The organism is Streptomyces sp. NPDC001920 (assembly GCF_053594495.1).
Window position 1 is genome coordinate 400,801 of sequence record NZ_JBSFEP010000003.1, and the last position, 21,202, is coordinate 422,002.

The 21,202-nt window shown below is 73.0% G+C and carries 12 protein-coding genes and 2 pseudogenes; 10 read left to right on the plus strand and 4 right to left on the minus strand.

Annotated features, from left to right (window positions below):
• Window positions 1–20: 20 nt before the first annotated feature.
• From ACWCPI_RS07085 to ACWCPI_RS07100, 4 genes are all read left to right on the plus strand, one after another.
• A complete protein-coding gene (locus tag ACWCPI_RS07085; protein ID WP_451037113.1) occupies window positions 21–3,767 on the plus strand; it encodes a tubulin-like doman-containing protein in 3,747 nt (1,248 codons plus the stop codon).
• Window positions 3,764–6,493: a hypothetical protein gene (locus ACWCPI_RS07090; protein ID WP_451037114.1), complete on the plus strand. Its 2,730-nt coding sequence runs from the start codon at window positions 3,764–3,766 to the stop codon at window positions 6,491–6,493. Before ACWCPI_RS07085 ends, ACWCPI_RS07090 begins: the two co-directional genes overlap by 4 nt.
• A gap of 76 nt (window positions 6,494–6,569) precedes the next feature.
• Window positions 6,570–8,711 carry a hypothetical protein gene (locus ACWCPI_RS07095; protein ID WP_451037115.1) on the plus strand — a complete coding sequence of 714 codons (2,142 nt, stop codon included), beginning with the start codon at window positions 6,570–6,572 and terminating at the stop codon, window positions 8,709–8,711.
• Window positions 8,708–11,080, plus strand: coding sequence for a hypothetical protein (locus ACWCPI_RS07100; RefSeq protein WP_451037116.1), 2,373 nt, complete (start codon window positions 8,708–8,710; stop codon window positions 11,078–11,080). The genes ACWCPI_RS07095 and ACWCPI_RS07100 overlap by 4 nt, the downstream gene beginning before the upstream one ends.
• Before the next feature lie 161 nt (window positions 11,081–11,241).
• On the opposite strand, the pseudogene ACWCPI_RS07105 reads toward ACWCPI_RS07100, so the two are convergent.
• Window positions 11,242–11,376, minus strand: a pseudogene (locus ACWCPI_RS07105) (GNAT family N-acetyltransferase); the annotation flags it as partial.
• 54 nt (window positions 11,377–11,430) lie between these two features.
• Between ACWCPI_RS07105 and ACWCPI_RS07110 the strand changes: the two are divergent.
• The 6 genes from ACWCPI_RS07110 to ACWCPI_RS07135 all read left to right on the plus strand — a co-directional run bounded on the left by ACWCPI_RS07110 (window position 11,431) and on the right by ACWCPI_RS07135 (window position 19,420).
• Entirely contained in the window at window positions 11,431–12,000 is a 570-nt protein-coding gene (locus ACWCPI_RS07110; RefSeq protein WP_451037117.1) for a DinB family protein, read from the plus strand.
• 233 nt (window positions 12,001–12,233) lie between these two features.
• Window positions 12,234–13,760 carry an aldehyde dehydrogenase family protein gene (locus tag ACWCPI_RS07115; protein WP_451037118.1) on the plus strand — a complete coding sequence of 509 codons (1,527 nt, stop codon included), beginning with the start codon at window positions 12,234–12,236 and terminating at the stop codon, window positions 13,758–13,760.
• Window positions 13,761–13,832: 72 nt separating this feature from the next.
• On the plus strand, window positions 13,833–15,362 hold the full coding sequence (locus ACWCPI_RS07120) for a GMC family oxidoreductase (protein ID WP_451037119.1): 1,530 nt from the start codon (window positions 13,833–13,835) through the stop codon (window positions 15,360–15,362).
• Between the two features lie 17 nt (window positions 15,363–15,379).
• Window positions 15,380–16,513: a quaternary amine ABC transporter ATP-binding protein gene (locus tag ACWCPI_RS07125; RefSeq protein ID WP_451037202.1), complete on the plus strand. Its 1,134-nt coding sequence runs from the start codon at window positions 15,380–15,382 to the stop codon at window positions 16,511–16,513.
• On the plus strand, window positions 16,513–18,462 hold the full coding sequence (locus ACWCPI_RS07130; RefSeq protein ID WP_451037120.1) for an ABC transporter permease: 1,950 nt from the start codon (window positions 16,513–16,515) through the stop codon (window positions 18,460–18,462). The genes ACWCPI_RS07125 and ACWCPI_RS07130 overlap by 1 nt, the downstream gene beginning before the upstream one ends.
• 1 nt (window position 18,463) lies before the next feature.
• Complete coding sequence (locus tag ACWCPI_RS07135; RefSeq protein ID WP_451037121.1) at window positions 18,464–19,420, plus strand: ABC transporter substrate-binding protein; 957 nt, start codon at window positions 18,464–18,466, stop codon at window positions 19,418–19,420.
• A 3-nt stretch (window positions 19,421–19,423) separates the two neighbouring features.
• On the opposite strand, the gene ACWCPI_RS07140 is transcribed toward ACWCPI_RS07135, so the two are convergent.
• The 3 genes and pseudogenes from ACWCPI_RS07140 to ACWCPI_RS07150 all read right to left on the minus strand — a co-directional run bounded on the left by ACWCPI_RS07140 (window position 19,424) and on the right by ACWCPI_RS07150 (window position 21,174).
• Window positions 19,424–20,173: an isocitrate lyase/PEP mutase family protein gene (locus ACWCPI_RS07140; protein ID WP_451037122.1), complete on the minus strand. Its 750-nt coding sequence runs from the start codon at window positions 20,171–20,173 to the stop codon at window positions 19,424–19,426.
• A pseudogene (locus ACWCPI_RS07145) lies at window positions 20,170–20,647 on the minus strand (carboxymuconolactone decarboxylase family protein). The gene ACWCPI_RS07140 and the pseudogene ACWCPI_RS07145 overlap by 4 nt, the downstream one beginning before the upstream one ends.
• Entirely contained in the window at window positions 20,644–21,174 is a 531-nt protein-coding gene (locus tag ACWCPI_RS07150; protein ID WP_451037123.1) for a carboxymuconolactone decarboxylase family protein, read from the minus strand. Before ACWCPI_RS07150 ends, ACWCPI_RS07145 begins: the two are co-directional and overlap by 4 nt.
• Window positions 21,175–21,202: the final 28 nt, after the last annotated feature.

Below are 21,202 nucleotides of genomic sequence, written 5' to 3' on the forward strand. Positions count from 1 at the left end.
CGTGAAGCGGGGAGGAACCCATGAAGATCTTCCAGCCGATGCTCTTCGTCGGCCTGGGCGGCACCGGCGGCCTGGTCGGTGCCGAACTGGAACGCAGACTGCGCGCCGAACTGTGCGGCCCGGACGGCATGGCGCTCAGCCGGCAGAGCGGCCACGCCCCGTACCAGCTGCCCGACTGCCTTCAGTTCGTGTACGCGGACTACAGCGAGAGCGACCTGCAGCGGCTCCCGCAGTTCAACGTGGACCCGTCGCTGCGGGCCGCCTACGCCCGTACGTCCCGGGCCACCCACAACCTGCTGCCGAACTTCGACGCCTCCCCGGAAGTCACCAAGATGCTGCGGGCGGTGCTGCGCGACGAGGTCGCCGAATGGCTGCCGCCACGCGTCGACGAGCCGAAGGTCACCCCGCTGCACGCCGGCGCCGGCCAGCTGCCCACCGTGGGACGGGCGGCCCTGTTCGCCACGCTCCGGCACAGCCTCGCCCCGGTCCTGGAGCCGTTGCTCCAGGCGATCGACGCCATCGCCAAGTCGGCGGGCGAACTGAGCGAACTCGGCGGTGGCAAGGTCAACGGCTGCGACGTGTTCGTCGCCTTCTCGGTGGCCGGCGGCACCGGCGCCGGGATCTTCCTGGACTACCTGCACCTGATCAACCACGCCTTCCAGCTGCGCCGTTTCGACGGCGTGAAGATCTACCCGCTGGTCGTCATGCCGTCGTCGTTCTCCGCCGCCACCGGCGGCGGACGCGAGGCCGAACTCAACGCGGCCCGGGCGCTGGTCGACCTGTTCCGGCTGGTGGACACGCAGAACGCGCCGTCGGAGGGCCACGAGATCGGCGACCTCGACCAGGAACTCGGGATCGGCATCCGCTACCCGGGCCCCACGTCGATCCGGCTGCGCACCGGCATCCTGCCGACGGCGTTCCTGTTCAGCCCCACCGCCGGCATCCGCGCGGACGACCTGCGCCGCTCCATCGTCTCCCTGGTGATGTCACTGATCGGCACCGAGCTGGGCGACGGCCGCTCCCGGGGCCGCAAGACGGCCGCCGACGACGACTACCAGACCTTCGCCGCGAGCTTCATCAACCGGGGCGTGCAGCGCAGCGCCCTCTCTCCGACCGGCATCGGCCGGCAGGGCGTCTCCACCAGCCTGGTCGCCTCCATGACCGCTCCGATGGACCAGCTGGCCGACCTGGTGGCCGGGCGGCTGCTCCGGCTGGCGGTCACCGACCTCGCGGAGCGGCCGCGCCCGGAGCTGCGGGACCAGGCGGTGCCGATGATCGAGCAGCTGTTCGCCGACTCCCACCTCGAAGAGCTGTGGGAGCGCCGGCAGTTGCAGGTACCCGACCCCGATCCGCTGCCGCGCGGCGGCAAGAACATCGAGCAGGCGCTCGGCGAACGCATCACGGACATGCAGCGGCTGCTGTCCGACCTGCGCGGTCAGGCGGAGCGCGCGGCCATCGCGATGGCCGACCGGTTCGCACCGCGTCCCGCCATCGAGAAACTGCTGCAGACCGTGGACCCCTTCCTCGCCGAACGCGTCGTCAGGGGCGTCCCCGACAGCGACGAGCCGATCGCCCGGCTCGGCTTCCTCGGCATGCTGGACCATCGCGCCCGCAACCCGCAGCGCCCGGCCGGGGTGACCGAGCAGCCGCCCAAGATCCCCCGGATCAAGGGGCAGTTGGGCGGTCTGGCGCCGGCCCGCTGGGGCGACGACGACGTGCAGGCGGCCCTCCAGGAGCAGAACGCCTGGTACCAGTGGCGCTGCCGGACGATCTGGCACGAGGCCTGGCGCGACCAGCAGCAGCACTGGCAGCCCCACGCGGACGCGGCCGGTACCGACCTCGGACGGCTGGTGAACGCCTTCCGCAGGCACAGCGACCAGGAGAGCAAGAGCGCCCAGCAGAAGGCCCACGAACTCTACGAGGACCGCACGGGCATCTCGTATCTGCTGCCGCCGCAGCGCACCCTCAACCACTTCTACGAGGACGTGGTCGTCCGGCTGGTGCGCCGGGAGGGGCTGCGCGAGACCGACGACGAGGCGGCACTGCTGCTCAAGCTCGTCGACGGCGACACCTGGCGCCAGGTCCACGGGATCAGCCGGCGCGACCCGGAGGGCGCCGTGGCCCGGGTCAAGGGGCAGCTGGAGGCCCGGATCACCCGGCTGTTCGCGGAGAGCGGCGCCCATCTGGAGGAGCGGCCGCTGCTGCCGTCGATGGGCACGCTGCTGGCCGCGGCGGCGGGCGACGCCGACGCCAAGGACCAGGTCAGCAAGGAGGCGCTCGACCTGTTCGACCGCAAGCTGGCCGGGCTGCTGCCGGTCGGGTTCACCCCGGAGGGCACCGGACTGCTGCGGGTCCTGGTGACCCATCCGCGGGTGCAGGCGGTGGAGGATGTGCAGGAGTTCCTCGGCAAGACGCTGCGGCTGCCGGCGGACGCGAAGAACTCCGTGGAGTACCGGGGCGTGGAGAGCGACTCCATCACCGTGGTCCTCTTCCGCAGCGAGATGAGCCTCACCCAGGTGCCCGAGGCCCGCAAGGTGCTGCGCCAGTGGGCCCGTGCGAAGGACAACGAGCAGGCGCAGGACGTGCTGCGGTGGCGGCAGCGGCTCGGCTGGCGGGACAGCTGGATGGTCAGCGCCGAGGAGGACCGCCGCGTCATCCTGCACCGCCTGCTGTGCTGCATGTGGAACGGCCAGGTCGACGTCGTCGACGGCGACCCGTCCTCGCCGGACCGGATCCGGCTGCGGCTGCACCCCGAGAAGGACGCGCACGTTCCCGGCGTACGGCTGCGGCTCGGGGACTTCCCGGGCGGCGTCTCCAGCTGGGCCGAGCTGCTGCGGTCGTACGAGCGCTGGACGGTCCTGGACGACGAGCGGATCGTCGAGGACTACTGCCGGGAGCTGATGGGGGCTCAGCCCCTCGGGCTCGCCCGGGCCGGCAGCGAACCGCATCCGCTCTTCGTCGACCTGGTCGAGAAGGTCGCCCCGCGTCAGCTGGAGCTGCTGGCGGAGCGCCGGGAACGGGGCGGCGAACGGGTCGAGGGCTGGGTGCGCCCGCTGTGGGAGTTCTGGGCCGAGACCCTCCCCGCCGCCCTGGACACCGAGTTCGGCGACCAGCGAGCCGTCCAGCCGACCCTGCGCACGCTGCTGGAGCACGTCCGCGGCGGCAGTCCGGGCGGACCGCGCGACCGCGAGGGCTACTCCGCACCCCGGCGCCCGAAGCCCGACGAGGACGACTGGGGCACCACCCCGGTCCCGCCACGCGGCCGGACGCGCGACGACTACGACAGGCCGCAGAGCGGTGCCCGGGGGAGCGGTCGGCGTGACGAGTACGCCGACGACGACCACGGGGGTGCCGGCGGGGAGCGCCGCCGGGACGAGTACGACAGGCCGCAGAGCGGTGCCCGGGGGAGCGGTCGGCGTGACGGGTACGCCGACGACGACCACGGGGGTGCCGGCGGGGAGCGCCGCCGGGACGAGTACGACGACTACGACAGGCCGCCGGCCGGTGAACGCCGGGCGGGGCAGCGGGACGGCGGGGACGTCTGGGGCGCCGGTGAGGCCGGGCCCCGCACCGGTGGCCGGCACGACGACCACGAGGACCGGGACGCCCGCGAGGACTACGGCAGGCCCGGCGGGGAGCGCCGCCGCGACGACTACGACGACCCCGACCTGGCCGGCCCCCGGGGCGAGGGCGGGCGGCGCGCACCGTGGGAGGACGAGCCCGGCGACCCCGACCGCCGCGCCCCCTGGGACGGTGACGCCCAGTGAAGAGGAACCAGCCCCCGCGCATCGTCATCCACCTCGACCTGCGAATCGGGGCGGCGGCGCTGAACAGCCCCTCGGCCCTGCGTGCCAGGGTCGCCCAGGAGCTGGGCCGGGCCGGGGCGGCGGAACCCGACGACCTGCTGTTCCTGGTGGTCGACACCCCGGCCGGGCTCACCGACCACCAGACGCAGTACGAACTGCTCACCGGCTACCGGGCGGTGGGCGACGTCGGACTGCTCGTGCTCCTCGTGGGGAGCGCGCCCGGCTCGTTCGCCGGCGTGGAAGGGGACTTCCAGCCCGACCGGCGGCTGCTGCGGCCGGCGGTGCTGCGGAAATCGAGGGCCGGACTGCTGTGGGTCGGTGATCTGCGCTCCGCCCGCACCGCCCGGGAACAGCCCGCACCCGACGACCCGGACGCGCTGGCGGTCCTCGTGGACGTGCTGTCCGTCCCGGACGTCTACCTCAGCGTGCTCGACAGCGTCCAGGCGCTGCCCGAGGCCGTCGCCGCGCCCGGCGTACGGCTGCTGGAGCAGGACCTGCCGCCGGAAGTGCGCGACCGGGCCTGGCGCGACGCGCTGACCCGGTTCGCCGGGGCGGACGACGACCTCGCGCCGGATGTGCTGCTGACCGCCTCGTCCGGAGCCGACCTGCCCGAGCCGCTGCGCCATCTGGTGGCGGGCCGGGGCGGCCGGGAGGTCGGGCACCGGGAGCCCGGCGGCATCGCGGACGAGGCCTACCGCGCCTGCGCGGACGCCCTGCACTACGCCGACGACGCGCTGGCCGGGCTGCGGACCCTGCCCGGACTGGTGCGGGCCTCCCGCCGGGAGACGTTCGAGACGGAGGTCGACCAGGCACGCACATCGCTCGACGGCTACCGCGACCTCGTCGCCACAGCCCTGCGCAGCGGAGGCGGCACGGCACCCTCCGCCGCCGAGGCGGCCACCCGGCTGGCGGCCCTCGGGCTGCGGGTGCCGTCGGCCGAGGGCATGGGTGAGCGGATCGGCGAGGGTCTGCGGGAGTTCGCCGTGAAACTGCTCGGCCAGGGACTCGCCCTGCGCTCCGTGGCCCAGCGCTTCACCGGGCTGGCCGGGCGGGTGGAGCCGCTGCCCAGCTCGGCACTGCTGCCGAAGTTCGCCCCGCACTCCGCCGAGGCCGTGGCCCGGCAGACGGCGGGCGTGACCGGCACGGCCGCGCCCGGGATGCCGGTGGCCGGCCCGTCGGCCGCGGCCGGAGCGGGACTGCTCGGGGCGCTGTGGTCGGGGCCGTTCCTCGCGCTGGCGCTCGTCGTGCCGCTGCTGTTCTCGGGTATGGCGATGCTCGGGGCGGCCCGGCTGCGGGGGGCGGGACGCCCCAGCCGCTGGGCGGTGGCTCCCCGGGTCGCGGCGTTCGGCGGCGCCGCCGTCGGTGCGGCCGTGGGGTACACGACCGAACCGCCGCTCTGGGTGGGCACCATCGGCCTGCTGCTGGCGGGCGGTGTCGCGCGGGAGACCGTACGGCGGCTCTGGCGGGCGGCGGCCGACGCCTGGGCGCCGGGGCGTACGACCGCCGTGCTGCGCCGGGCCCTCGACGGCCTGGACGCCCTGCTGGCCGAGGCGGTCCGGGAGCACTGGGCCGTGGAGGAGCGCCTGTACTGCGCCGACGCCGCACGTTCGGTGGCCGGCATGCTGCGGGCGACGGCGGCCGCGGCCGAGGCGGAGGCGGCGCCCGAGCCGGCCCGGCGCGCGGCCACCGGGGCGTTCGACTCCTTCGGCGCGTCCGGCGGGCCGGCCCCCGTCGACGACGACTGGCTCTTCAGCGACCCCGAGGTGGAACCGGAGGACGCCTACGCCGGGGCCGACGAGGGGGAGAGCGACTGGGCGAGCGTGTACGCCTGGGAGGACGGGGGGTCGTGGGACGGGCCCGCCGAGGAGAAGGAGCGGGACGAGGGCCACGAGAGCTCCGGGGGGAATCGTCCCAGGAGCGTTCCGCGCTGGCTGGAGCGGGAGAGCGGTGAGGGCGGGCCGGAACTGGTCTCCACCCTGTCCGCCGATCTGACGGACGCCGCCCTGGAGGCCATGAAGCACTACTGGGGTGCCGTCGAGCGCGGCCAGGCCGGTGCCCGTGCCGTCCGGCGCACCGAGGAACGGGTGCGCGAACTGCTGGCCACGGCCCGCCACCACCTCCGGCACAACGGGGTTCTGGCCCCGCCTCCGTTCGCCGCGCCGCGCCGGGTGCGTGCCTCGTCGGCGAACCTGCTCGGCACCGACCCGTACGGACTGGCCGAGCTGGTCGGCGCGCAGGCGGACCGGCAGACCGTGGTGCAGCTGTCCACCCCCGAGCAGGGCACGCTGCTCAGCCGGGATCCACAGGCCGCGGTGTGGCTCAGGTTCGCGCCCGCGGCGGTCCGCGACGAGGTCGAGAAGTCCTGGCGGACCAGCGGTTCGGTCCACCCCGAGGAGGTCCTGTGGACGTCGTCGGGCCGGTACGCCGGACTGGTGCGGCTCACCCCGCTGCGGATGGGCGTGGTGCACACCGTCCGCCCCCGGCACGGTGCGGGACCCGACGGGACGGACACGGACGACGTCACGACCGAGCCGTACGACCGGCCCGGACGGGGCGCGGGCAGGGACCCGTACGACCGGGCGGAGCCGTACGACCGGGCGGGCGCGGACGACTGGCTCGATTCGGACGACTGGTCGGGCTCCGACCGCCCGGGCGACCGCGACCGAGGGGACGGCGACCGCTGGTGACCGGCAGCCGGCGTCCCGGCCCACCGCACACCGTCCCGTACGGCCCCACGCACAGGTACGAACGAAAGGACCACCGGTGACCAGCACCACGCAGGCACGCCCGCCGGGGTCGGGTGAGCCGCCTCCGGACAAGCTCGCCTTCACCGAGCCCTCGGGTCGGCGGCGCGTCACCCCGGTCCGGGTCGGCCGTGAGTTCCGCCGCGACCGGCTGCTGCCCCAACTGCTCCGCAAGGCCGTGCTCGACGACGACGGACAGCAGTGCGTGCAGGTCCGGCTCACCGCCAAGGACGCCGCGAACCCGGCCGCGCGCGCCCTGCTGGACACCGAGGCGGGCACCGCCGTCCAGCTCAACCAGGCGCTGGGCGACTCCGAGTACGCGGCGCTCTTCCCGAGGCTCATCGGCTACGAGCTGGACACGGCCGAGCCCTTCCTGCTGTACGACCCGCCGCGCGGCTCGGCCGTGTCGCGGATCCATGTGATGGGGGCGGCCGACCAGGAGGTCTTCACCCGGGATCTGATGCTGGCCCTGTGCCTGCTGGAGGCCCAGGGCCTGGTGCCGCGCGGTGTCTCCCCCGCCACCGTGCTGTGGGACGGAGCCCGGGTCCAGCTGTGGGGCCTGGAGTCGGTGACCCGGATCGGACGCCCGCGGCGCCCATGGGGACGCTCGCCCTTCTGCTCGCCCGAGCAGCGCGCCGGCGAGGGACCGGCCGACCCGCGCGACGCGGTGTGGAGCGCGGCCCAGGTGCTCTACCGGCTGGCGACCGGGCGGCCCGGCCCCGCCGACCGGCCGCCCGCCGACCTCGCCGAGCACCGCAAGCTCGACCAGACGCTGCGGGCCGCGTTCGCCCCGAGGGCGGCGGCCCGGCCCACACCCGCCCAGGTCCTCGAACTCGTGGCGCCGGGCGCCGCCCACCGCGTCCGGGTCGCCGTGCCGCCCGACGAGAGCCGCCCGCACCACGAGGCCTTCGAGCAGGCGCTGTCCCTCAAACGGCAGGCGCCCGCCGCCCGTTCCCGGGCCACGACCGGTTCCGAACAGGCGAACGGGGAGGTGCTCTGCCCGTACTGCCTGGAGACCATCCGTCTCGACCTCACCAAGCTGTACGTCACCGACAGCCGGATGCAGTACAAGCCGCTCGACCTCAAGGGCATCACCAACCCCGTGCGGCGCACGGACATCATGCGCGGGGCCGTCCAGAAGTGCGGCGCGGACCCTGAGTTCCCCGTGCACTACATCCCCGTGCCCTACCTGACGTACGGCCGCCCGCTGACCGTCGCGATGGTCGGCCAGTCCTCCACCGGCAAGAGCCATCTGCTGACCCAGATGATCGCCGCGATCACGGACGGCGGCCTGGAGCCGTTCGGCCTGAAGTGGCAGTCCGTCAACCCCGAGCAGCACGCCAGGTTCGTACGGGACCGGGTGCAGCCGCTGCGCAACGGCAAGGTCCTGGACCACACCCCCGCCCTGGGCATGGACGACTTCGCCCGCTTCGTGGAGTCGCTGCTGATCACCGACCCGAGGGGGCAGGTACGCCCGGTCGCGTTCTTCGACCTGGGCGGCGAGGACCTCGTACGGACCGATGCGGCGCTGCGTTTCCTGCTCGGTGTGGACGCCCTGGTCTTCGTGGTCGACCCGGCACTGGCCCTGCCACTGCCTCAGCTGGACCACGCCAGGGAACGCTGGGGGGTGGAGGTGAACCGGGACGGTGACCTCGCCTTCGGCACGGTCCTGGACCGGCTGCCCAAGAGCGGCGGGTATCTGGACGTGCCGGCCGCGATGGTGCTCGGGAAGGCCGACCTGCTCAGGTTCCAGCCGCCCGTCGACCGTTGGCTGACCCGGCCGCCGGCCACCTCCCTGGACCCGGAACTGGTGCGCGAGGAGAGCCGGGACCTCTACGGGCTGCTGCGTCGGCACGCCGGGCAGGCGTGGTTGCGTCCCTTCGACGCGATCCGCCGGTGCACCCTGCACATCGCCTCGGCCACCGGCGGCCAGGAGGACCACGGCCGCTATCCCGCGGGCGCGGGGCCCCGGCGGGTGCTGGAGCCGCTGCTGGCGCTGCTGGCCATGCATGGGCTGATCCAGGTGCCGGGCGGCACGGAGGCGCTTGCCCTGGGGGAGGCGCCCGCGCTGGAGGCGGTGCCGTGGGACGAAGCCGAGCTGTTCGAGAGGTCTGAAGGGCCCGAGGAGCCCGAGGGATCCGAGGGAGGGGAACGTCAGTGAACGACTTCCAGGGCAGGGGACCCGTGCAGCAGGTCGTCTACCGGTGGGACGGCAACCACGGCCGCCAGGGCACCGGCATGAACGCCGTCGCCCGTTCCTGCGACGCCGAGCGCGCCGAGGAACTGGGCCGGGAACTGGGCCCGTTGCTGTGGGTGTCCGGTGCGGCGGCGGCCCGGCCGAGCGTCGTGCGCACGCTGTCCCGCGACGGCGACGTCCTGCTCGTCCAGCGCTGGCCCACCACCGACCGGGGCGGCCGGCCCAGCACGGTCAGCCACGTCCTGGTCGGTGACCGCGGCACGTTGAAGGTGCGGCAGTGTCTCGGGCTCGCGTACGGCGGCTGGCGCAGGCAGGAGAAGGCCGAGCAGGCCTCCGGGCGGCTGCCCGAGTTCGACGGCACCTACCTCCACGAGCTGGCGCGGAGCCGGCTTCCGGGGATGCTGGAGCAACTGCAGAAGGTCGAGCACGCGCTGATCCTCGCCACCGCGGAGCTGCTGCGTGATCCGGCCCAGCGGGTGTCGCTGCTCCTGGAGGACGAGCCCCCGCGCGACTGGCCGGACCGGGACGCGGTCCCGCTGGTCTACCTCGGGCTGTTCCTGCTGTTCGGTGACTGGCTGGGACACGAGTGGACGTTCGCGACCTGCGACACGGCGGACGCGCATCCCCTGCGGCTGATGGCCGTCCCGCGCTGGGAGGAGGACGCGGGCGGTTCCGGCCCGCTGGCCCGGGTCAAGGGCAGGCAGGTCCAGCCCCAGTTCGAGCACCGGGCGGCGGCCCAGCTGGTGAGGCACCTCCTCGGCCACCGGCAGGCGCCTCCCGGTGTCCCGCAGCTGGTCGAGGAACTGGCGGGCGGCGCGCGGATGGACTGGGAGCGACGGCGTGTCCGTCTCCAGCAGATCCTCGGCACCGATCGCACACCCCCGGCCGGTACGAGGATCCCCACGCCCGCACCGCGGCGGGCGGACCGCCGGCAGCCCTCGGAGCGGGACCGCGAGCCGGTGCGGGAACCCGAACGGGGGCGCGACCGGGACCGGGACCGGGAGCGGAAGCGGGAACGGGACCTGACGGGCGGCCCGACCCGAGCGGCGCTCGCCCCGGAGCCGTACGTGGACCCGCACCGGAACCCGCGTCCGGAGCCGGTCGGGGACGGGTATCGGGAGCCGCGCCGGGAGTCTCTCGCGGACGGATTCCGCGAGCCGCGCCCGGAGCCGCGCGCGGAGTCTCTCGCGGACGGGTATCGGGAGTCGCGTCCGGAGCCGGTAGGGGAGGGGTATCGGGAGCCGCGCCCGGAGTCGCGTCCGGAGCCGGTCGGGGACGGGTATCGGGAGTCGCGTCCAGAGCCGGTCGGGGACGGGTATCGGGAGTCGCGTCCAGAGCCGGTCGGGGACGGGTATCGGGAGTCGCGTCCGGAGCCGCTCGGGGACGGGTATCGGGAGCCGCGTCCCGAACCGCACGCCGAGGGGTACCAGGAGCCGTACCCGAACCCGCGTCCGGAGGGACGCACCACGGACGCGTACGGGGAGCCCTACGCGGATCCCGGTGTGACGCCGAAGTCGAGTTCCACGGCCCCCTCTTCTCCCTCCGCCGCTCCCGCGCAGCCCCTCCAGCGGTCCGTCCCCGACCCGGGCGGTCCGGACACGGGCGCTCTCCGGCGGGAGCTGCGCGGCCACCGGCGCGGTGACGTCATGGGACGGAGCGTGCTGTTGGCCGAACTGCGCAGGCAGCCCGACGAACTCCTGCTGCACGAACTGCGTTCCGGTGATCTGCCGCCGGACTCCGTCGAGTTGCTGCTGGACGTGCTGGGAGAGCCCCACCGGGTACGGGCCCGCCCGCTGGAGCTGCGGCACGAGCTGTGCACCGAGGTGCTGCGCCAAGACCTGTACTTCACCCCCCACGGACCCGGCACGGACGGCAGGTCGGGGGCGGACCGGGCGTCCCGTGCGGCTCATCTCTTCACCTGGGCCGTCGCCCCGCTGGCCCGGGAGGAGCGCCATCTGCGGCCCCTTCAGGAACTCCTGTACCGCATGAGCCGCGACCCCCACCCCACCACGGGCAACTGGCTCCGGCAGAGCATCGTCGAGCCGCCGGGGGGCCAGGTCCCGGACCTGCCCCCGCAGGTCTGGGGGCGGCTTCTGGGGAACGCGCTGCTGCGGGCCGACCGACCGCACCCGGCCACGCCGGCACCTCAGGTCCCTCCGGTGCCCCGAGCCGCGCCGGCTCCCGTCGTGCCGCCGGAACCGCCGGACCACCCGCCGAAACCGTTCAAGGCAAGGATCCCCGGCCGGATCGGCGGTGCGGGCTGCCTGCTCGCGGGCGGCGTCGGCTTCTGCGTCATCAGCACGGTCTTCGTGATCGCCTGGTTCTTCAGCTGAGCGTTCCGCTCAGGGAGCCAGGCGCTTCTCGAACCAGTGGCTGGCGTAGACGTTGTCGTCGTAGGCCGGGATGTCGGTGTACCCGCACGCCCGGTACATCGCCTGCGCCCGGTCAGCGCGGCGTGCGTGTCGAGGCGTACGACCCGCAGGTCCCGGGCGGCGGCCTCCCTTTCGAGGGCGTCGAGCCGCCGGCGGCCGAGGCCGAGGCGTCGGGCGCCGGGGTGCACCCGGACGTGGCGGATCTCGCCGACGCCGGGCTCCGGACGCCGGAGCGCTCCGCAGCCCACGGGGACCATGACGCCCACAATTCCGGAAGCCGATCGACCGGAATCGCTCCTACTCTGCCCGTCATGACCTACGACACCGAACCGCCGGTCCCTGTCGAGCCGCCCGTCGCCGGGTCCGAGGCGGAGACCCTGATCGGCTCCCTGGAACGGCAGCGCCGAACCTTCGCCTGGAAGTGCGAGGGCCTGGACGCGGCGGGCCTGGGCGCCCGGCTCGCGCCCTCCGCCCTCACCCTGGGCGGGCTGCTCAAGCACCTGGCCCTCGTCGAGGACGAGTACTTCACCCGGCGTCTGCTCGGCGTCGCGATGCCCCCGCCGTGGGACGCGGTCGACTGGGACGCGGACCCCGACTGGGAGTGGCGGTCGGCCGCGCAGGACGAGCCGGAGTACCTGTACGCGCTGTGGCGTGACGCGGTGGCCCGCTCCCGGGAGAACCTGCGCCGAGTGCTCTTGGAGGCAGGGGTGGACCAGCCGGTCCGCCACACCTGGCCGGACGGCCGGACGCCCAGCGTGCGGCGCATCCTGGTCGACCTGATCGAGGAGTACGCCCGCCATGTCGGGCAGGCCGACATGATCCGCGAGTCACTCGACGGCCGGGTGGGGGAGGACCCGCCGGCCGACTTCCCGGTTCCCTGAGTCGTAGGGGACGGCTGCGTCTCCTCGCGGGGGTGCACCTGTCACAGCGGTGTCGCTGTGCGTCGCCGACCGAACCGATTCCGCCCGGTTCGTCCGCATGTCCAGTGACACAGCGCACTTTCGCCCCCGGATCGCGCATGCATCGGGGGGCAGGGGGCATGCGCACTCGGTCCCGTGAGTGACACCTGTGTGACACACGGGCTCTGAACAGGAACGGAAGGCAACACTCGATCATGGCGGAACGAACGGAACTCCAGGCGCGCACCACCATCCACGCGGGAGGGGAATGGCGTGCGGCCGTCTCCGGAGCAACGCGTGAGATCCTCGACCCCGCGGACGCCGCACCCTTCGCCGTGGTCGCGGAGGGTGACGAGAAGGACACCGATCTGGCCGTGGCGGCCGCCCACCGCGCCTTCGACGGAGGGCGGGGTGAGTGGCCCCGCACCCCCGTCGCCGAGCGCGCCGCCGTGCTGCGCCGCGTCGCCGACCTGCTCGTGCGCGACCGTGAGCAGCTCGGCCTGCTGGAGAGCCGCGACGCCGGGAAGACCGTCGAAGAGGGCCGCGTCGACATCGACTGCGTCGCCGACGCCTTCCGCTACTTCGCCGACCTCGTCGCGGGCGAGGCCCCGGGCCGGGTCGTCGACGCGGGCTCACCCGACATCCACAGTGTCGTCGTCCATGAACCGGTCGGTGTCTGCGCGCTGATCACGCCCTGGAACTACCCCCTGCTCCAGGCGAGTTGGAAGATCGCCCCGGCGCTCGCCGCCGGAAACACCTTCGTCGTCAAGCCCAGTGAGATCACCCCGCTGACCACGATCGCCCTGATCGAGCTGCTGATCGAGGCGGGCCTGCCGACAGGGGTCGCCAACATCGTCACCGGGCCCGGCCATTCGGTCGGCGCCCGGCTCGCCGAGCACCCCGACGTCGACCTCGTCTCCTTCACCGGCGGACTGGTCAGCGGCACCAAGGTGGCCCAGGCCGCGGCACCCACCGTCAAGAAGGTCGCCCTCGAACTCGGCGGCAAGAACCCCAACGTCGTCTTCGCGGACGCGTGCGCCACCGAGGAGGGCTTCGACACCGCCGTCGACCAGGCCCTCAACGCCGCCTTCATCCACAGCGGCCAGGTCTGCTCCGCGGGCGCCCGCCTCATCGTCGAGGAGTCCGTCCGGGACCGCTTCGTCACCGAACTCGCCCGCCGTGCCGAAAGGATCCGCCTCGGCCGGGGCACCGCCGACGGCGTCGAGTGCGGCCCGCTCGTCTCCGAGCAGCAGCGCGCGAAGGTCGAGGCGTACGTCGACTCCGCGCTCAAGGAGGGCGCCGTGCTGCGCTCCGGCGGCAAGCGGCCCGAGCCGTCCCCCGAGCGGCCGGAGAGCGGCTACTTCTACGAGCCGACCGTGCTCGACCACTGCCACCGCGAGATGAGGGTCGTACGCGAGGAGGTCTTCGGACCAGTCCTCACCGTCGAGACCTTCCGCACCGAGGAAGAGGCCGTCGCCCTCGCCAACGACACGGAGTACGGCCTCGCCGGGGCCGTCTGGACCGCCGACGCGGGCCGCGCCCGCCGGGTCGCGGGTCTGCTGCGCCACGGCACCGTCTGGATCAACGACTTCCACCCCTACCTCCCGCAGGCGGAGTGGGGCGGCTTCGGCAAGAGCGGTGTGGGCCGCGAACTCGGCCCCGCCGGACTCGCCGAGTACCGCGAGACCAAGCACGTCTACCAGAACCTCGCCCCCAAGCCGGTCCGCTGGTTCACCGGCTGACCGCTCCGGTCCCCTCCGGCCGTCCGCCCCCCACCGAGCAAGACTTCGCAAGATCCCTGGAGTTACCCGCCCATGTCCGAGAACCCCCATGTCTACGACTACGTCGTCATAGGTGGCGGCACCGCAGGCTCCGTCATCGCCTCCCGCCTCACCGAGAACCCCGACGTCACCGTCGCCGTCATCGAGGGCGGCCCCAGCGACGTCGACCGCGACGACGTCCTCACCCTGCGCCGCTGGCTGGGCCTGCTCGGCGGCGAGCTGGACTACGACTACCCCACCACCGAGCAGCCACGAGGCAACTCGCACATCCGGCACAGCCGTGCCCGCGTGCTCGGCGGCTGCTCCTCCCACAACACCCTGATCTCCTTCAAGCCGCTGCCGTCCGACTGGGACGAGTGGGAGGAGGCCGGCGCCAAGGGCTGGGGCGCCGTGCCGATGGAGGCGTACTACGCCCGGCTGAAGAACAACATCGTCCCGGTCGACGAGAAGGACCGCAACGCCATCGCCCGGGACTTCGTCGACGCGGCCCAGGGCGCGCTCGGCGTCCCGCGCGTCGAGGGCTTCAACAAGCAGCCCTTCAACGAGGGCGTCGGCTTCTTCGACCTCGCCTACCACCCCGAGAACAACAAGCGCTCGTCGGCGTCGGTGGCGTACCTGCACCCGGTGATGGACGAGCGGGACAACCTCACGATCCTGCTGGAGACGTGGGCGTACAAGCTGGAGCTGAACGGCACCCGCGCCGAGGGCGTGCACGTGCGCACCAAGGACGGCGAGGAGCTGCTGATCCGTGCCCGGCGCGAGGTCGTCCTGTGCGCGGGCGCCGTCGACTCGCCCCGCCTGCTGCTGCACTCCGGCATCGGTCCCAGGGAGGACCTCACCGAGCTGGGCATCCCGGTCGTCCACGACCTGCCGGGCGTCGGCGAGAACCTGCTCGACCACCCCGAGTCCGTCATCGTCTGGGAGACCAACGGTCCGATTCCCGACAACTCCGCGATGGACTCCGACGCGGGCCTGTTCGTGCGTCGCGACCCCGAACACCAGGGCCCCGACCTGATGTTCCACTTCTACCAGATCCCCTTCACGGACAACCCGGAGCGACTGGGCTACGAGCGCCCGGAGTTCGGCGTCTCCATGACCCCGAACATCCCCAAGCCGAAGAGCCGTGGCCGGCTGTACCTGACCAGCGCCGACCCGGAGGTCAAGCCCGCACTCGACTTCCGGTACTTCACCGACGAGGACGACTACGACGCCCGCACCCTCGTCGACGGCATCCGCATCGCCCGTGAGATAGCCAGGACCCAGCCGCTCGCCGGCTGGCTCAAGCGCGAGGTCTGCCCCGGCCCGGACGTCACGGGCGACGAGGAGCTGAGCGAGTACGCGCGCAAGGTCGCGCACACCGTGTACCACCCGGCCGGAACCTGCCGTATGGGAGCCGCCGACGACGAACTGGCCGTGGTCGACCCGCAGTTGCGGATCCGCGGCCTTGACGGAATTCGAATCGCCGACGCCTCCGTCTTCCCGACCATGACCGCGGTGAACCCGATGATCGGGGTGCTCATGGTCGGGGAGAAGGCGGCGGATCTGATGGGAGGTGAGGCGTGATGAGCACGAACGCGCAGATGACGCCCCGGAACACGACGCCCGAGACCCGCAAGCCCCCGACCGGGACACCGGTCTTCTCCGTGGAAGGCCTGTGGAAGGTCTTCGGCCCCAAGGCGCACCGGGTCCCCGCCGACCCGGAGCTGACCGCGCTCGCACCCGCCGAGCTGCGCAGCCGCACCGGCTGCACGGCAGCGGTCAGGGACGTCTCCTTCGACGTGCGCAAGGGCGAGGTCTTCGTCGTCATGGGCCTGTCCGGCTCCGGCAAGTCCACGCTGGTGCGCTGTCTGACCCGGCTGATCGAGCCGACGGCGGGCACCATCGCCATCGACGGCGAGGACGTACGCGCCATGGACAAGTCCCGGCTGCGCGAACTGCGCCGCCACCGCGCCGCGATGGTCTTCCAGCACTTCGGCCTGCTGCCGCACCGCACGGTCCTGGACAACGTGGCCTACGGCCTGGAGATCCAGGGCGTCGGCAAGGCGGAGCGCCGCGAGCGGGCCGCCGAGGTCGTCGCCAAGGTCGGCCTGGAGGGCATGGAGCACCGCAGGCCCGGTCAGCTGTCGGGCGGTCAGCGCCAGCGCGTCGGCCTCGCGCGGGCGCTGGCGGTGGACCCCGAGGTGCTGCTCTTCGACGAGCCGTTCAGCGCCCTCGACCCGCTCATCCGGCGGGACATGCAGGAGGAGGTCGTGCGCCTGCACCGGGAGGAGGGCCGCACCATGGTCTTCATCACCCATGACCTCAGCGAGGCCCTGAAGCTCGGCGACCGCATCGCCCTCATGCGCGACGGCCGCGTGGTCCAGCTGGGCACCCCCGAGGAGATCGTGGGCTCCCCGGCGGACGACTACGTCCGCGAGTTCGTCCGCGACGTCCCGCGCGAGCAGGTCATGACCGTCCGTACGGCCATGCGCCCGGCTTCCGTGGACGAGACCGGCGGCGGCCCGGCGGTCGCACCGGACGCGACGGTGTCGGAGGCCATCGAGGCGGTGGCCCGCACCGGTTCGCCGGCCCGCGTCATGGACGGGGCGCGCTGTCTGGGTGTCGTCGATCACGAGCGGCTTCTCGGGGTCGTGGCGGGCACGGAACAAAACGGTTCAGCGGGGGCGCAGCAAGGTGTCGTAGCGGGGGCTGGGAAGAGCAAGGAGGTCGCTTGATGGCCACCGTCACCGCTCCGGCCCCACGGGTCACCGTGCCCGGCGCCCTCAAACGTCCCGCCTTCCGCAAGCTCGCGCTGCTCGCCCTCGTCGCCGCGATCCTCGTCCCGCTGGCCGACGCCCGCTGGGCGAGCGGCAGCTGGCCGGCCGCGCTGACCGTCGACGTCTCCGAGCCGCTGACCAACGCCAGCACCTGGGTCATCGACAACCGGGACAGCCACCCGCTGTTCCTCTACTTCTTCGGGCACATCAGCAACGCGGTCGTGCTCTGCGTGCGCGCCGTGTACCTCGTGCTGCTCGCCGCGGGCTGGGCCGGCGTCACCGCCGCCGCCTGCCTCACAGCCTGGCGTGTCGCAGGCCCGCGCCTCGCCGCCGGTACCGGCATCGCGTTCCTGGCCTGCGGGTTCCTCGGCATGTGGATCCCGACCATGCAGACCCTCGCGCTCATGGTCGTGGCGGTGCTCGCCTCGGTCGTCGTGGGCGCGCTGCTGGGCCTGGCCGCCGGGCTGTCCGACCGTATGGACCGGATGCTGCGCCCCGTCCTGGACACCATGCAGGTGCTCCCCGCCTACGCCTACCTCCTCCCGGTCGTGCTGGTCTTCGGCATGGGCGTCCCCGCCGCCGTCCTGGCCACGGTCGTCTACGCCGCCCCGCCGATGGCCCGCCTCACCGCCCTCGGTCTGCGCGGCGCCGACAAGGAGGTGCTGGAAGCGGTCGAGTCCCTGGGCGCCACCGCACGGCAGCGCCTGCTGACCGCGCGCATCCCGCTGGCCCGCAAGGAACTCCTCCTCGGCCTCAACCAGACGATCATGATGGCGCTGTCCATGGCCGTCATCGCGTCGGTCATCGGCGCCGGCGGCCTCGGTGACCGCGTCTACCAGGCACTGGCCACGGTCGACGTCGGCGCGGCCCTCGCGGCCGGCATCCCCATCGTGCTGCTCGCCGTCGTCCTGGACCGGGTGACCGGCGCGGCCGGGCAGGCCCTCGCCGACGAACCCCAGCCGAACGGCCGGGCGCGCTGGCTGTACGCCCTGCTCGCCGCCGTGGCCGTGGCCGTCGCCGGTCGTCTCGCGGGCCGCCTGGACTGGCCCGAGACCTGGACCATGAACATCGCCGAGCCGGTCAACCGCGCCGTCGACTGGATGACCGCCCACCTCTACTCGGGCGTCCCCGTCATCGGCGGCACCGCCGACTGGGCGGCCCACTTCACCACCTGGGTCCTCAACCCCCTGCGCGACGGCCTGCAGTGGCTGCCCTGGTGGTCGCTGCTGCTCGTCGTCGCCACCCTCGCCTGGCTGATCGGCACCTGGCGCACCGCGCTGACCGCCGTGCTCGCCATGGCCGCGATCGGCGTCCTGGGCGTGTGGGGCCCCTCGCTCGACACCCTCTCCCAGGTCCTCGCGGCCGTCGCCGTCACCCTGGTCCTGGGCTTCGCGACCGGTGTCGCGGCGGCGCGCAGCGACCGGGTCGAGCGCCTGCTGCGCCCCGTCCTGGACGTCTTCCAGACGATGCCGCAGTTCGTGTACCTGATCCCGGTCGTCGCCCTGTTCGGCGTGGGCCGCGCGCCCGCGGTCGCCGCGGCCGTCGTCTACGCCCTGCCCGCGGTCGTCCGCATCACCACCCAGGGCCTGCGCCAGGTCGACCCGGCCGCCCTGGAATCGGCCCGCTCGCTCGGTGCGACCCCGCTGCAGCAACTGCGCCAGGTCCAGCTCCCGCTCGCCCGCCCGGCACTGCTGCTCGCCGTCAACCAGGGCGTGGTCCTAGTCCTCGCCGTCGTCATCATCGGCGGCCTGGTCGGCGGTGGCGCGCTCGGCTACGACGTCGTCTTCGGCCTCGCGCAGGGCGACCTCGCGACCGGTCTGGTGGCCGGTGCGGCCATCGTGTGCCTCGGCCTGATGCTGGACCGGGTGACCCAGCCGACCCGGCGCCGCGCGAAGAAGGGAGCGTGACATGCGACTTCGTACCACCGCCGTAGTGGCCGGGGCGTCCTCGCTGCTGTTGCTCACCGGCTGCGGCGCCGCCGACATGACGAAGCAGGCCTCGCCGTTCGCCAACGCGCAGGGCGCCAAGTCGGTGACCCTGTCCGTCCAGTCCTGGGTCGGCGCACAGGCCAACGTGGCCGTCGCCCAGTACCTCCTGGAGCACGAGCTCGGCTACCGCGTCGACACCGTCCAGATCGACGAGGTGCCCGCCTGGGACGCGCTCAGTCAGGGGCGGGTCGACGCGCTCCTGGAGGACTGGGGGCACCCGGAGGAGGAGCAGCGGTACGTCAAGGACAAGAAGACGATCGTGAACGGCGGCGACCTCGGCGTCACCGGGCACATCGGCTGGTTCGTCCCGACGTACTTCGCCAAGGCCCACCCGGACGTCACCGACTGGAAGAACCTGAACAAGTACGCCGACCGGCTGCGTACCCCGGAGAGCGGAGGCAAGGGCCAGCTGATGGACGGCTCGCCCTCCTACATCACCAACGACAAGGCGCTGGTGAAGAACCTGAACCTGGACTACCAGGTGGTGTTCGCCGGTTCCGAGGCCGCGCAGATCACGCAGATCAAGCAGTTCGCCAAGGAGAAGAAGCCCTTCCTGACGTACTGGTACGAGCCGCAGTGGCTGTTCGAGAAGGTACCGATGACCGAGGTGAAGCTGCCGGCGTACAAGGAGGGCTGCGATGCCGACCCGGAGAAGGTCGCCTGCGCCTATCCGCACACCCCGCTGCAGAAGTACCTCAACGCCGACTTCGCCAAGAGCGGCGGAAAGGCGGCCGACCTGCTGAGGAAGTTCAAGTGGACGACCGAGGACCAGAACGAGGTCTCCTTGATGATCGCCGAGCAGAAGCTGTCACCCGAGGAGGCGGCGAAGAAGTGGGTGGACAGCCACGAGTCCACATGGAAGACGTGGCTGTCCTGACGGTCACGGCGTGAGTTCGGCGGCGATGTCCCGCAGTGCCTGAGCGGCGCTGCGCTGGAGCTGCGGGCCGAACGTGACGCGGGTGGCCCCGAGTTCACCGAGTTCGGCGGGCGAGGGGCCCCCGGTCACCGTGCCGTGCACGTTGATCGGCCCCTGGATGCCGGACCGCAGCAGCGGCAGCACGTCGGTGGGGGCGCCGATCGGATACACGCAGTCCGCGCCCGCGGCGACGTACAACGCGGCCCGCCGGATGGTCTGTTCGGCGACCTTCTTGAGGTCGGCGTCACCGCTCGCCCGGATGAAGGTGTCGATCCGGGCGTTGACGAAGAGCCGGTCGGCGGCGGCGTGGCGTACCTCGGCGAGCCAGTCGGCGTGCCGCTGCGGATCCTTGAGTTCCCCCTTCTCGGAGTCCTCCAGGTTGCAGCCCACGGCACCGGTCTGCAGCAGCCGCTCCACCAGCTCCCGCGGCGCGAGCCCGTACCCGCCCTCGATGTCCGCGGACACCGGCACGTCGACCGCCCGCACGATCCGGGCCACCGCCGCGAACATCTCGTCGGCCGGGGTCTGCCCGTCCTCGTGGCCGAGGGCGGCGGCGACGCCCGCGCTGGGCGTGGCGAGCGCCGGGAACCCGGCCTCGACGAAGACCCGGGCGCTGGCGGCGTCCCACGGTCCGGGCAGGACGAGCGGGTCGCCGGGTGCGGTGCGTCGGTGCAGGGCTCGTAAGGCCTCGATCTTGGTCACGGACTGAGTCACGGTGTGTGTCCCCCTGGTGGAACGCGTCGGCCGGCCATCACCCGGTTCCAGTTGTTGATGGCCACGATCAGCCCGACGAGATGGGCGAGTCGGATGTCGTCAAAGTACTGGGCGGCCCGCTCGTACACCGCGTCGGGCACGAAGCCTCCCCCGGACCCGCAAACCGAGGAGGTGCCCCGGTCAGGACGGTGACCGCCTCGGTCGGCGCGAGCGCGGCCCGCTCCCGCTCGTCGAAGACGTCCTCGGCCTCCTCCCAGGCGGCCGGCAGGTCGAGCTGCCTTCGGGGCACGCCGTGCTCCCGGGCGAGGGCGAGATGCATGTCCAGGCGGAAGGCGCAGTGTGGTTGAGCTGCGAGGCACGGATCACGACCGGCTCGGCGAGCGCGGGGTCGCCGAGACCACTCTCCGCGGTCGCGCCGAGCGCGGACATGGCCTGCCCGACGTCCCGGTCGAGGAGCCGGGTCCGGGCCGTCACCCGTGCTGTCCGGGCTGATAGTGACCCGGCGCCATACGGAAGGTCACCCCGAACCGGTTCCACGCGTTGATCACGGCGATCGCGGAGATCAACTGGGCCAGCTCGGCCTCCTCGAAGTGCCTCGCGGCCCTCTCGTACACGTCGTCGGGCACGAACCCGTCCGTCAGGACGGTCACCGCCTCCGTCAGCTCCAGCGCCGCGAGCTCCTTCTCGGTGTAGAAGTGCCGCGACTCGTCCCAGGCGCTGAGCTGGATGATCCGCTCGACGCTCTCGCCCGCCGCCAGCGCGTCCTTGCTGTGCATGTCGACGCACAGCGCGCAGTGGTTGATCTGTGAGGCGCGGATCTTCACCAGCTCGTACAGCCGGTGGTCGAGGCCCTTCTTCGCGGCCGTGTCGAGGCGGATCATCGCCTTGTACACGTCGGGGGCGAGCTGGGCCCACTGCAGCCGGGCCGGGTGCTCGCAGGCGTACTCCACCTCGGTCGCTGTGCGGGTGGCTGTCCGGGGAGCCGTCGGGGTCGTCGTCATGATCTCGACCCTAGAAGCCAAGCAGCCC